This is a genomic window from Candidatus Caldatribacterium sp. (assembly GCA_014359405.1).
In the GTDB taxonomy this organism is placed as follows: domain Bacteria; phylum Atribacterota; class Atribacteria; order Atribacterales; family Caldatribacteriaceae; genus Caldatribacterium; species Caldatribacterium oleiphilum.
This window is the reverse complement of sequence record JACIZN010000019.1, coordinates 7876-20546: the sequence shown is the minus strand read 5'-3', so window position 1 is coordinate 20546 and position 12671 is coordinate 7876. Positions and strand designations below refer to the sequence as shown.

The window sequence follows — 12671 nt, the reverse complement described above, 5'->3', positions numbered from 1 at the left end:
TTCCCACATCGCGAGGATTCGGGGGAGAATGACCTCAGCTTCCCCTATGGCCAAGGCATCGGCAAAAGGGGCAACAATTTCGGGATTCAGCGTAACGACCGGCCCACCAAGGAGCACAAAGGGATGCTCCTCCCCTCGCTCCTCAAAGCGGAGGGGAATACCACCTTCTTTGAGCATTGCAAGAAAAGGAAAAATATCAAGTTCAAAAGAAAGGGAGAAGGCAACGATATGGAAACTCGAAAGAGGAAGGCGAAGCGCTAAGGACCGAGGACCCGTATCAGCAAAAAACCGATCGCCCCACCATCCGTGGGCTTCAGAAAGAAGGCGAAAAAGCGACTGAAAACCAAGATGGGCCATACCGAGCTTGTAAGGCCCGGGGAAACAGAGCGCAAGGCCGTACTGGCCGCTTCGGGGAAGGGCAAGACCCCGCTCGCGCAGCACCAAGGCTCACTTCTCCTTCGCTCTCCGGAGGAATGCCGGAACATCCAGGTCTTCAAGGGGAAAAGTGTCCGAGAAATCCAAAGATTCGCTTTCCCTCGACTCCTCAGGAGGGCTGTCAAAGCCGGTGGCAATGACAGTGATGGCAATCTCGTCCCGAAGGGATTCGTCCACGACAGCACCGAAGATAATATTCGTTTGTTCTGAGGCAGCATTCCCGATGACCTCTGCAACTTGGCGCACTTCCCAGAGGGTGAGATTCGGACCCCCAGTAACGTTGAAGAGAATGCCCTTTGCCCCTCGGAAAGGAACCTCAAGGAGAGGACTCTCTACCGCCATGCGAGCCGCTTCTTTGGCCTTGTGTTCTCCTGAGGCCCGTCCGACCCCCATAAGGGATGTGCCAGCGTTCTCAAGGATTGCCCGTACATCGGCAAAGTCAAGGTTAATAATTCCCGGAACGGTGATAAGGTCGGTAATTCCCCGGACACCCTGGAGAAGGACATTGTCCACGATACGGAAAGCTTCCTGGAGGGAAACCGAACTATCCGCGATGCTGAGGAGGCGGTCATTGGGGACAACAATGAGGGCATCGACGTGCTGGCGCAAAAGGGCAATGCCCTCTTCTGCCTGGCGCATCCTCCGTGGACCCTCGAAAGAAAAAGGCTTTGTAACCACTGCAACGGTGAGAATGCCGAGTTCCTTAGCAATTTGGGCAACTACCGGTGCCCCTCCAGTACCCGTTCCTCCACCCATGCCGGCGGTGATGAAAACCATATCGGCCCCTTCAAGGACCTCAAAAATTTTGTCCCGATCCTCTTCTGCTGCTTTTCTCCCAATTTCAGGATTTGCACCAGCTCCAAGTCCTCGGGTGAGTTTTGCCCCGATTTGGAGCTTAATATCCGCCTGAGAACGGCGGAGCACCTGGAGATCGGTATTGATGGCCACAAAGGTTACTCCTTGGAGTCCTGCTTCGATCATCCGGTTGACGGCGTTCCCACCGCCCCCGCCCACACCAACAACCTCTATTTTGACTTCCCCATTCACCGGTTGATTACGCCGTGATGCCATTCTCCTCAACCCCCGCTCCCCTACTCTATCATAAAATAGTCCTTAAGGCGTTCGACGAACCAGGTTCTCGTTCGGTTCAGGTTTTCAAAAAAGCGCATCCGCTTCCTTCCTGCCGTTTCAAGAACAGCAAGCTGCAGGAGACCGCATGCCGTGGAAAACATCGGATTGGCTATCGCTTGCACCATACCGGTGTACTTTGTGCTCTCCGGATAACCCAAACGAACGGGTATTTTTAAGAATGAGGCTGCAAACTCCACGATACCGTCAAGCAATGCTGTTCCTCCCGTGAGCACAACGCCTCCTTGGAGGAACTTCCCCCATCCTGAAGCGCGGAGTTCTCGGGCAAGGAGGCCAAAGATTTCCCGAATCCGCGCCTCGATAATCTCACAGGCGTACCTCCGACGTACGGCCTGGAGCGCAACTCCCCCAAGATCCCGTACCTCTACAACCTCATCCTCAGGGATGTGTCGACTGAAGGCACACCCGTAATTCACCTTAACACGCTCTGCCTCATCCCGAGATGTCCGTAGCCCCACCGCCAAGTCCAAGGTAATGTGTTCGCCCCCAATCGGGATAACCTTAGAAAAGCGCGGACTCCCTCCATAGAACACCGTAACGTCGGTTGTCCCGCCTCCAATGTCCACAAGGGCAACACCAATTTCTTTCTCCGTGGGTGAAAGCACTGCCAGGGCAGAGGCAAGAGGCTGGAAAGCAACTCGGGTAACTTCAATGCCCGCTTGCTGGAAACTCTTCACGAAATTGTGGAAGTAGTTCTCCTGGGCAAGGACAAGGTGCGTCCGCACTCGGAGCTGCGTTGCCACCATACCCACTGGGTCCACTATGCCCTTCTGGTCATCCACAATGAACTCTTGAGGAAGGAGGTGGAGAACCTTTTGAGCTCTCAGGTCCACCTGGGTCTTCGTGCTCTCAATAGCACTTTCGGCATCCTTTTCAGTTATCTCCCGGCCTCCCTTCCCGAGGAAGATTTCACCTTCCAGGTTAAAGGATGCCACCCCATCTCCTGCAATCCCCGCGTAGACAACACCCGGGAGGACCTGGGCAACCTCAAGCGCAGCGAAGAAAGAGTCCCGTACAACCTGCGCAACCTTCCCAATGTCAATGATTCGGCCCTTGCGAATTCCTGACGAGGTGCTGAGACCAACCCCAAGAATTTCAAGGGTGGCACCGTGCTTCTTCCCAATGAGAGTACAGACTTTGCTCGTTCCGATATCCACAGCTCCCACAATGGAGGAACTCTCTTGAACTCGCGACCAGCCCCTCAAAAATCCTCACCTTCACCTGGGGCGATGACTATGTCTTCTCCCGGACGGAGATCGAATCCCCGCACCTTCAGAGACTTCACCCGAACGTCTCTCAGGTACGAACGAAGAAGCACAGCCTTTCTCCGCAAATTTGCAACTCCCTCACATTTTATAACTATACCATTTCGAAGCCTCAAAATAAACAATCGTTCGCTTACGGCTTCAACTCCTGCAAGGGGTAGGTCAAACTCTTCCTGCCATGCCGTAACAAGACCAAGAACCTCCGAAAGCAATCCCTCTTCTTGAGAACGGAGAAGAGCCCGAATGAGGCTACCTTCGGGAACAAGGGAACAGGGTACCTTTACGCCCTCCCGGTCGATACAGAAAGGCTCTCCCTTCCCTTCGACAAGAACTTCAGGTCTCCTCTCGGTTATTGTTACCCGAAGGGTGTGAGGGAAAATCTTCTCCACACGGGCCTCCTTAATCTGAGGAATGCGCTCAAGACGTCGCTCAATCTCCCAACTCCGAAGAGCAAACATGTTCATCTTGCCTTCCTCGACACCGATAACCTCCCGAATGTAATCCTGACGAAGCAACTGGCACCCAGTCACCTCAATAGTAGCAACCAGAAAGAGGGAGCTCCGGAAAAAGAGCGTGAAAATGCCCAGGGAAACAAGGCCCACAAGGAAGTAAAAAAAAAGAGCTCAAGGAAAGCAGGCAAATCCCTACGCATCACTGCCAAAGCTCCACCTCGTTCTCAAGCCATACTCCAGTTTGACGGTACACTTCTTTTCGAACCCACTCCATGAGGTACTCAACCTGCCAGGCTCTTGCTCCCCCAAGGTTCACAATGAAGTTCGAATGCTTAGGGGAGACCTGTGCCTGACCAAGGCGCAGCCCCTTGCAACCTGCTTTTTCGATAAGGCGTGCCGCATACTCACCGGGAGGATTTCGGAAAACACTTCCCGCGGAGGGGAACTCAAGAGGTTGCGAGCTCTTCCGCAAAAGAGAGAAGTAGCGAACCCTTTCCAGAGCATGCTGGGGATTTTCGGGAAAAAGGCGGAACACCACTCTCACCACCACTGCGGACTCCTCTCTGAGATTTGAGTTTCTGTAACCAAAAGAGAGTTCTTCCCTTTCCCTCCAACGGATTCGACCATCCCGTTCCCGCACGAGTACCCGCTCCACAAGCTGCTTTATCTCTCCCCCGAAGCAACCCGCATTGAGCACCACCGCTCCACCAACCGTTCCCGGAATCCCCACGAGGAACTCACACCCTCCAAGGCCATTACGCACTGCAAAGCGGACGAGGGAACCGAGAACCACGCCACCTCCCGCCTCGATTCGCCCTCCAGGAAGAAGACGGCACTTCGCAAGAGTACCCCCAAGGCGAACCACAATCCCAGGGAACCCTCTATCGCTGACAAGAATATTCGACCCCCGCCCCAAAACCCGCCAGGGGATACCGAGGCGATCGCAGAAGGAAAGCACCAAAGCAAGCTCCCTCTCATCAGCGACCTCGGCAAGAGCAAGGGCTCTCCCCCCGATACGCCAGGTCGTCAAGGCCGAGAGTTCAGGATTCCTCAAGAAGCGGCCCTCAGGAAGAAGGCGAAAGAGCTCTTCTAAGGCCTGTTTCCTCCAGTGAGCATCATCCCGACTCTCCATACATCTCCCGCACCCATAGTGATGAGGATGTCCCCCTCCCCGACAACTTCAAGGCACTTTCTGGCGGCTTCGTCAAAGTCCCGGGCAAGAGCAACATTCCGAAAACCTGTCTCTTTGAGTTCCCGGTAAATGAGGTCTTCCGAAACTCCAGGAATCACCTCTTCCCCTGCAGAGTAGATAGGGAGCAAAACCACATAGTCTGCAAGGCAGAGAGCCTGGGCCATGTTCCGGTAAAGCCTCCTTGTGCGAGTGTAACGATGGGGCTGGAAGACAACCACAATTTTCCCTGAGGTCTGTGCTCGAGCAGTCTCGAGAACAACCCGCATCTCCGTCGGATGGTGTGCGTAATCATCGACAACCAGAGCTCCAGAAACCTTCCCCACCTTTTCGAACCTTCGCTTGACCCCTCGAAAGGAATTCAGGGCTTCTGAAATGCTCTTTATGGGAACGCCGAGCTCCATTCCTACTGCAATGCATGCCAGGGCGTTGCTCACATTGTGATTCCCGGGAACCCGAATCGAAAAGGTAGCCACCACTTCTCCCCGGCAAGAAACTTCAAAAAAGGAACCTTCCTTCCCACGAGCAAGGATTCTTGCCCGGTAGTCAACGTCCCGGTTCTCTATCCCATACGTGATAAGGGAGGGAAAGGAATGCCGCCGCAGAACATCCTGAACATTGGGATGATCCCCACAAACCACCCGAAAGCCCCCTTGCTGAACATTCCAGAGAAAAGCGGCAAAGGCCTCCTTTGCCGCCTCCATGTTCCCGTAGAAATCCAGGTGGTCATCATCGATATTGGTAACCACCGCACAGAAGGGCCGGAGTTTCAAAAAGGAGCCATCACTCTCATCCGTCTCGGTGACGAAGAACTCTCCTTCCCCAGCCCTTGCGTTTCCTCCGATATCCTCAAGTTCTCCCCCAACAAGGACCGTAGGGTTCCAACCCGCCATCTCAAGGAGGCAAGAAATCATGGAAGTTGTGGTTGTCTTCCCATGAGTTCCAGCAACAGCAATGCCCTTCTTGGGATTGAAGAGGAAAGCAAGAACTTCCCCTCGGTGGAAGATCGGAAGCCCGAGTTTTCGCGCTGCTACGAGCTCCTCGTTTGAGGGAGGAATGGCCGAGGACACCACCACCGCTTCAGCACCTACAACCTGTTCCCCGCGATGTCCTATGTACACCTGCACTCCCCGGGAGCGAAGTCTCCGTGTAGCCTCATTCTCCACAAGATCAGACCCACTCACTACATGCCCCCACTCGTGGGCAAGGAGTGCAAGACCGCTCATCCCCGTCCCACCAATACCGATGAAGTGCAAACGGCAAGGAAGAGTACTTTCTCTCAAGCTCTTTCCTCCCTGTGGTCTCCAAGAATCCCTTGCGCAATGCAAGTCGAAGCTTTCTGAAGATGCTGTACCCAGGACACTACGGCCTTCCGAGGTTGCGGGGGTTGCTCGAGAAACTCCAAGAGTTTCTGAGCAAGGATTGACGCCTGGAGTTCTCTCTCACCGAGAACCACCGCAAGACCCTGCTGAGCAAGCCAGCAAGCATTGTACCACTGGTGGTTGTCGGTGGCCTCCCCATAGGGTACGAGGATACTCGGAAGGCCGAAGAAGAAAAGCTCGGTAACGGTATTTGCACCGGAGCGGCAGAACGCAACATCTGCCGCTGCGTACGCCACCCCAATGGATTCAAGAAAAGGGAAAACAAGGTATGGGAAAGGTTTCTTTCGGGCCCTTTCGGAAACCTCAAGGTAATCCTCTTTCCCGGTGATATGAATGACCTGAAGGTTGGCCTGTGGCAGAATTTCAAGGGCCTCGAGGAAAACCCTGTTGAGGATACTCGAGCCTCGACTTCCTCCAACAACAAGGATGGTCTTTCGGTTACTTTCAAGCCCCAGGAAACAACGTGCTTCTTCCTTTTTCCCTCTCCAGTCCATAACTTCCCTTCGCAAAGGGTTCCCCGTCACTTCCACTTCCCCTCGAGTCCTCAGGTACTTTTCCGTTTCTGCGAAAGCAAGGAAAACTTTCCTCGCCCAGCGAGCAACGATTCGATTGGCAAGACCAGGATAAACGTTCTGCTCGTGAAGGTAAATGGGAACGCGAAAGAATTTTGCCCAAAAGGCCCCAAGAAGCGACAGGTAACTCCCCATCGCGAGGAAGGCCTGGGGACGATAGCGCAGGAAGTACCATCCCATGGTGGAAAAACCCACGATGTTTTCCCCAACCATCCGCAATGTGCGAAGCCCAAACCGCCTATCCCAGCCCCGGGCTGACACGTAGAGGATCGGAAACCTCGGCGCTACGGTATCTGCTTCAAGGCCTCTCCGGGTACCAAGGAAAAAGACCTCATGATTGCCAAGCCTTCGGAGCTCCTCGGCTACGGAGACCGATGGGAATACATGCCCTCCAGTTCCTCCCGCTGCAATGAAAATACGCACTACTCCTCCCTCCGTCTCCTTCCCCGAGCTATGTTGAAGAGTATCCCGACCTCTGCAAGAGTCACAAAAAGCGAGGAACTCCCATAGCTCACGAGAGGCAACGTAATCCCCGTCACAGGGAACAGTCGAAGCACTGCCCCCATATTGATGAGCGCTTGGAGGAGAATGCTTGCCACAATTCCCATCGCCAGAAGTCCCTCGAATTCGTCATTGCTGCGAAGCGCTATGCGTAACCCTCGCCAGAGAATAACACCAAAGAGGACCAGAACTAATGCAGTACCCACAAAACCAAGTTCCTCTCCAATAATAGCGTAGATGAAATCCGTATGCCGATCGGGCAGAAAGAAAAATTTCTGGCGACTCTCTCCAAGTCCTCTCCCCCACAATCCCCCGGACCCCAAGGCAACAAGCGACTGGAGAACGTGGAAGCCCTTTCCTTTGGGGTCGCTCCAGGGATTGAGGAAAGCTACAATACGGTCCATCCAGTAGCCCTTACCGAAAAAGAGGAGAAAGAGGGCAACGGGAGCAAGAACGGCAAGAACAAGGAGGAGATGGGTAATATTCCCCCCTCCAAGGAAAATCATGACCAGGGCAAGGAAAAGGAGAAAGAATGCCGTTCCAAAGTCCGGCTCAAGGAGCACAAGGAGGCAAATGCTCCCCACGATGATGAGGAAAGGTACGACCCCTCTCCAGAAATCCCGTACTCGATTCCGATAGGTGGTGAGAGCATCAGCCATGTAAAGGATTATGGCGAATTTTGCCAACTCCGAGGGCTGGAAGTTCAAAGGTCCGAGGTCAATCCAGCGGTGAGCACCGCCCCCTGCCCTCCCAACACCAGGGATGAAAACGAGAAAGAGAAGGAAAAAGACGGAAAAGAGGAAAGTCTTGCTCATCTTTCGGAGCCGCTCAAGGGATAAAAAGGTTGCTGCAGCACATCCAAGAACACCAAGGAAAAGGGCGAAGAGGTGTCTTTTGAGAAAGAAGAAAACATCCCCGTAGGCGTATAAGGCGGTGGTCATACTGGCACTGAAAACCATGATGGTTCCAAAAAGCGCAAGCACGAGAACCGCCCAAAAGAGGTAGGGATCGATCTCCCACCACCACCTCACCTTTTGGAGCCGAGCCTCATAGGCTTCAAGAAGACTCCGAAGACGTATTCGTTCCCAGAGCATGAACGAGCTCCCTGAAATGCTCTCCCCGAGCTTCAAAGTTCACATAGGAATCCCAGCTCGTACAGGCAGGAGAAAGAAGGATCGTGTCACCCCTTTGCGCTTTCTGCCAGGCAACCTCCACGGCTTCTCTGAGAGATTCCACTGAGTAACTCTCAACCCAGGATGGAAGGTACTTCGCTATCGTCGCACGGGAGGCCCCGTAAAGAACCACGCAACGAATTTTATCCCGGGTCAAAGCCTTTCCGAGCTCGCTGAAATCCTCGAGCTTCGCTTTTCCTCCCAGGATAACCACAAGCGGTCCCGGGAGCGCCTCAATGGCTGCCCGGGTTGAGGAGGGAGTTGTCGATTTAGAATCGTTGTAGCACTTAACACCTTGCCATTCCCCCACAAACTCCAGACGATGGGGCAACCCCTGAAAGGAGCGGAGTGCTGCTTCTGTTGTTTCCCTTGGTATCCCCAGAATCCGGGCTACTGCCACCGCCACAAGAACATTCCCCCGGTTGTGCTCCCCAGGAAGAGAGCATCCTTCCAGGGAAAGGAGTGCCCGGGATGGCACCCCTCCTTCCCAAACTGTGTCCTCCAGCGTGTACAATCCCTCAAAGAGGCGCACGTTAACTCCCAGAGGAACTACTCTACCTCGAGCAATACGACACCATCGCGCCTGCCAGGAAGGCGAAGAAAAGAGAAAGAGCGACCAGTCCTGAGGTCGCTGGTTCAAGAATATGCGGCCTTTAGCCTGGAAATAGGCTTCCATATTAGGGTGGTAATCGAGGTGGTTCGGGTAAAGGTTCAGCACCCCCGCAACGAAGAAACGGGCTGTGTACACCCGTTCAAGCTGGAAGCTACTCAGTTCAACCACGCCCACATCGGGGACCTCCTCACTCATGAGACTCTCAACAAGAGGAGTTCCCAGGTTTCCTCCAACAAAGGCCCTGTACCCTGCAGAACGCACAATCTCCCCGATTAGGGAGACAGTAGTACTCTTCCCGCAGGAACCAGTAATTCCCACGAGAGGAAAAGAAATGTACCGGCAGGCAAGCTCAATCTCACTCACAACAGGGATACCCTTTTCCTCAAAGAGACGAATCACCGGATGACCGGGGTGAATTCCCGGGCTCACTATGCACTCTTTTACTGAACCCAGAACTTTTTCCACCTCCCGGGGTGGAACAAAGGTTACAAGGGGATTACGAGCCACCTCTTCCGGAAGGGCACACCGGTCATCGCTTGCGAAAACCCGCTCTCCCTGCAGGAGAAGAAAGCGAAGTACTGCACAGCCTGTTCTCCCAAGCCCCATCACAAAGTACGCCATTCACCCTCTAACCCCCAGAAAAGCAAGGGTGACTCCCAGAGCCTGAATAAGCCAGAGATGAGCCGTAACTCGGACCTCCTTTTTTCCCCGGAGTTCAAAGTGATGGTGGAGCGGGCTCATGAGGAAAAGGCGTCTTCCAAAGAGCCTGAAACTCACCACCTGGAGAATAACCGAAAGTGTATCGACCACAAAGACAACCCCTGCCAAGGGAAGAAAAAGGGAGTATCCCGAGGCAAGAGCGCAAAACCCTATAAAGGCACCTATCGGAAGAGAGCCAGAGTCTCCGAGAAAAATCTCCGCCGGCCAGCTATTGAACCAGAGAAAGGCAAGAAGGCCTCCTACAAAGGCAAAGGAAAGGAAGGCAAAAGAAGCGCGACCAAGGTACCCAAGGAGCACTCCAAAAAAGATAAGGGTGAGTATACCACATCCCCCTGCAAGGCCATCGAGTCCATCCGTAATGTTGAACGCATTGCAAGAGGCCAAAAGGACAAAAACCCCGTAGAGAAAGAGAGCCGCCGGTCCGAGAGCCAAGACCTTCCCTGTAAAGGGAACCACAAGAGAAGGAGGGATCACGTCTTTCCCCCACCACATCATGCCGCAGGCAAGGAGTAACTCCACAAGGAAACGGTACCGGGCTTTCCATCCCCACGGGCGATGGAGAGCACTCTTCCAGAAATCGTCGAGAAAACCAAGAAGAAGGAAACCGCAGAGGAAAAGGACAAAGGGGGTGTCTGGAGCTGGTGGCCAAAGAAAAGCTGAAAGAAAAGCCGCAAGGGCAACAATGACCCCACCCATACTGGGGGTATTCTCCTTGTGGAGGTGGAGGGCGGGACCCTCTTTCTTTATTTTCTGACCCAGAGATTGGGCTCTCTGCCAGCGAATGAAAAAAGGAAAAAGAAGCATTCCCAAGGTCCAGGCCAAAAGCGCTCTAAGGCTTCCCTCTTGGAGCACCTCAAGCATGAGGTTCCCTCCACTCCTCAAGCATCATGGCTTCAAGCCCCATACCCCGGGAACCCTTGAGAATCACCACCCACTTCTCCGGAGAGGTCGTAAAGGATCTGAGAATTCGGTGGGCCTCTTCAGGCTCCTCCACAGGAATGAAACGTCCTTTCTCCACCTCCTCCATGAACCCTCCCTCGAGGGCCCGTCTGAAGAGGGGACCAAAAAGGAGCACGAGGTGGACAGGAGAACGCTGCACGTGGAAAAGAACATCACGATGAGCCTTCTCGGCATAATCACCGAGTTCAAGCATATCCCCAAGCACAAGACACACCCTGTATCCCCCCTGGGCAAAGGAAGTACCAAGGTCCACCACCTTTCGAACCGAGAGGGGGTTGGCGTTGTAGGTATCGTCCACAACCACACCGTTTCCAAAGGAGAGAAAGCCGCCTCTGCCAGGAAGTTCACGGAAATCCACAAGGACTTCCTGGATCTCTCCGAGAGGTACTCCCGCTTCAAGGGCGAAATGAATCGCTGGAAGGGCCACAAGTGCCACTTCAGGAGCAAGAATCGGTGCCTTAAAGAAGAAACGATGTTCACCCCAGGTAACAGAGAAAGTAGACCGAAGATTCCAAACGTCGAGGGCAAAAGACTCGAGCCGAAGAGCTGCTTTCCTGGTCCTCCCAAAGGGAATGATTGCTGCCTGAGGAACTCGCAGGGCAACACTCCCCACTTCCGGAACTCCCCGATCGACATTGAGGTACACTTGCTTTGTCCTTTCACCAGCAAGCTTGAGCTTTTCCTCCACAACCCCCTCAAGCGAGCCCAATCCCTCAAGATGCCCCTCTCCAAAGGCCGTAAAGACAACGACCTCCGGGCAGATGATCGATGCCAAGGGTTCCATTTCCCCTCTTGCATTAATTCCTGCTTCAACGACGACAAAAGAGGTATCTTCCTCAAAGTTTGCAAAACTCACCGATACACCAATGGTGGTGTTGAAACTCTGAGGGGTCATGGCCACAGAAAAGCGGGAACCAAGGAGCCGGGTAAAAAGGTGCTTACAGGTGGTTTTCCCTGCTGTTCCTGTAATGCCGATTTTTGTTCCCCTCAGGCGGGATGAGGCGAGCTTCCCAAGAGAAACCAAAGCCTCGTAGGTACTGGGTACCTCGAAAATCGTCACACCAAGGTCTTCCTCTACACGCTCCACAACAGCTCCCCGGGCACCTCGCTGCACTGCTTCACCAACGAAAGAGTGCCCATCAACCCTTCGTCCTCGAAGAGCCACAAAAAGCTGCTCCCTCTTGCACTTTCGAGAATCAATTGCTACACCCCTGAAACGGGTATCTACCTTTCTTGCAAGATTAGCCCGGGTAACTCTTTGGACTTCTTCAAGAGCAAACCACATCGTGCCCTCCAGAAAGAATCCTCAGAGCAACCTCGTAATCATTGTGGGGGATGGCCCCTTGAGCGTAAACCTGAAAACGCTCGGGCCCCTTACCTGCAAGAAACACCATATCCCCTGCCCGGGCTAAAGACAGGGCCAGGCGGATCGCCTCCACCCGGTCGAGGACCACAAACCACTCCACAGGCTTTTCCCAAGCAACCTCCTGAATTCCCAGAACTGCGTCCTCCGCCGTCTGGCGTGGATCCTCCCCCCGGGGATTATCCGTGGTCACGATGCAAACTTCGCTGAGAGTCGCCACCACTTTTCCCATTTGAGGGCGTTTGCTCCTGTCCCGTTCTCCTCCGCACCCAAAAACGGTGATGAGACGGCGAGAACAGAGCTTCCTCGCTGCCGAGAGGGCATGTTCAAGACCATGCCAGTTGTGGGCAAAGTCGACAATAACCGTGAATCCCTGGGGAGCCCGAATAATCTCCCACCTCCCCGGAACCTTCCGACACTTTGCAATCCCTGCACGAATGGCCTCTCGGTCAATGCCTGAAGCAAGAGCTACCGCTATTGCCCCCAGAGCATTGTACACGTTGTGTTTCCCCGGAAGGGGAAGGTACACAGGGAAAATCCCCCAGGGCGTGCGCGCCTCAAAGGTGGAGGAGGACTCACTCCACTGGATATTTACCGCCTGGATTTCACATCCTCTCGTACACCCAAAGCGCAGGAACGGAAGACCGGAGAGCCGAGCAATAGCAAGAACATTTTCGTCCTCACCGTTCACCGCAAGAATCCTCGGATACGCCTTTGCGAAATTCGCAGCCACCATTTCAGCAAGTTTCTGCTTACTCTTGAAGTAATGCTCAAAGGTTTTGTGGAATTCAAGGTGTTCAGGGACAATGTTGGTGAAGATAGCGCCTCTTTTTTCTCCTCCAAGGCGGAAGATTACCTCGCTTGCAGCAACCGGAAAAGAAGAGGGGAAAGTTCCCAC

At 53.9% G+C, this 12671-nt stretch carries 12 protein-coding genes (1 of these 12 running past the window's edge); all 12 read right to left on the bottom strand.

The genetic code is table 11. From position 1 onward, the window contains the following. Positions 1–444: radical SAM protein (locus H5U36_02665; protein MBC7217077.1), on the bottom strand; the 444-nt coding region annotated here is incomplete at its 3' end. 3 nt (positions 445–447) lie between these two features. Then, positions 448–1506 (bottom strand): cell division protein FtsZ, encoded by a 1059-nt coding sequence (ftsZ, locus tag H5U36_02660; protein MBC7217076.1) that lies wholly within the window; start codon positions 1504–1506, stop codon positions 448–450. Between the two features lie 20 nt (positions 1507–1526). Beyond that, complete coding sequence (gene ftsA, locus H5U36_02655) at positions 1527–2789, bottom strand: cell division protein FtsA (protein MBC7217075.1); 1263 nt, start codon at positions 2787–2789, stop codon at positions 1527–1529. Continuing rightward, positions 2786–3451 carry an FtsQ-type POTRA domain-containing protein gene (locus tag H5U36_02650; protein MBC7217074.1) on the bottom strand — a complete coding sequence of 222 codons (666 nt, stop codon included), beginning with the start codon at positions 3449–3451 and terminating at the stop codon, positions 2786–2788. Before H5U36_02650 ends, ftsA begins: the two co-directional genes overlap by 4 nt. 49 nt (positions 3452–3500) lie before the next feature. Further along, a complete protein-coding gene (murB, locus tag H5U36_02645) occupies positions 3501–4433 on the bottom strand; it encodes a UDP-N-acetylmuramate dehydrogenase (protein MBC7217073.1) in 933 nt (310 codons plus the stop codon). Beyond that, positions 4391–5716 (bottom strand): UDP-N-acetylmuramate--L-alanine ligase, encoded by a 1326-nt coding sequence (locus H5U36_02640; GenBank protein ID MBC7217072.1) that lies wholly within the window; start codon positions 5714–5716, stop codon positions 4391–4393. Before H5U36_02640 ends, murB begins: the two co-directional genes overlap by 43 nt. A gap of 53 nt (positions 5717–5769) precedes the next feature. Then, positions 5770–6867, bottom strand: a complete 1098-nt coding sequence (locus H5U36_02635; protein ID MBC7217071.1) for a UDP-N-acetylglucosamine--N-acetylmuramyl-(pentapeptide) pyrophosphoryl-undecaprenol N-acetylglucosamine transferase — start codon at positions 6865–6867, stop codon at positions 5770–5772. After that, positions 6867–8039, bottom strand: coding sequence for a putative lipid II flippase FtsW (gene ftsW, locus H5U36_02630; protein ID MBC7217070.1), 1173 nt, complete (start codon positions 8037–8039; stop codon positions 6867–6869). Before ftsW ends, H5U36_02635 begins: the two co-directional genes overlap by 1 nt. Further along, complete coding sequence (murD, locus tag H5U36_02625; GenBank protein ID MBC7217069.1) at positions 8002–9351, bottom strand: UDP-N-acetylmuramoyl-L-alanine--D-glutamate ligase; 1350 nt, start codon at positions 9349–9351, stop codon at positions 8002–8004. Before murD ends, ftsW begins: the two co-directional genes overlap by 38 nt. Continuing rightward, the gene (gene mraY, locus H5U36_02620; protein ID MBC7217068.1) at positions 9352–10311 is read right to left on the bottom strand and encodes a phospho-N-acetylmuramoyl-pentapeptide-transferase; all 960 of its coding nucleotides are present in this window, start codon (positions 10309–10311) and stop codon (positions 9352–9354) included. Continuing rightward, positions 10304–11695 carry a UDP-N-acetylmuramoyl-tripeptide--D-alanyl-D-alanine ligase gene (gene murF / locus H5U36_02615; protein MBC7217067.1) on the bottom strand — a complete coding sequence of 464 codons (1392 nt, stop codon included), beginning with the start codon at positions 11693–11695 and terminating at the stop codon, positions 10304–10306. Before murF ends, mraY begins: the two co-directional genes overlap by 8 nt. Beyond that, positions 11679–12671, bottom strand: partial view of a hypothetical protein gene (locus H5U36_02610; GenBank protein MBC7217066.1) — the 3' portion only. Its footprint extends 105 nt past the window's final position; 993 of the gene's 1098 nt are visible here — the last part of the coding sequence; the start codon falls outside the window, past its right edge; it ends in the stop codon at positions 11679–11681. The genes murF and H5U36_02610 overlap by 17 nt, the downstream gene beginning before the upstream one ends.

What these genes read in the sequence shown, in the direction of transcription:
- ftsZ (MBC7217076.1), bottom strand. Translation starts at nt 1,506, where the DNA reads ATGGCATCACGGCGTAATCAACCGGTGAATGGGGAAGTCAAAATAGAG.
- murB (MBC7217073.1), bottom strand. Translation starts at nt 4,433, where the DNA reads ATGGAGAGTCGGGATGATGCTCACTGGAGGAAACAGGCCTTAGAAGAG.
- H5U36_02640 (MBC7217072.1), bottom strand. Translation starts at nt 5,716, where the DNA reads ATGAGCGGTCTTGCACTCCTTGCCCACGAGTGGGGGCATGTAGTGAGT.
- ftsW (MBC7217070.1), bottom strand. Translation starts at nt 8,039, where the DNA reads ATGCTCTGGGAACGAATACGTCTTCGGAGTCTTCTTGAAGCCTATGAG.
- murD (MBC7217069.1), bottom strand. Translation starts at nt 9,351, where the DNA reads ATGGCGTACTTTGTGATGGGGCTTGGGAGAACAGGCTGTGCAGTACTT.
- mraY (MBC7217068.1), bottom strand. Translation starts at nt 10,311, where the DNA reads ATGCTTGAGGTGCTCCAAGAGGGAAGCCTTAGAGCGCTTTTGGCCTGG.
- murF (MBC7217067.1), bottom strand. Translation starts at nt 11,695, where the DNA reads ATGTGGTTTGCTCTTGAAGAAGTCCAAAGAGTTACCCGGGCTAATCTT.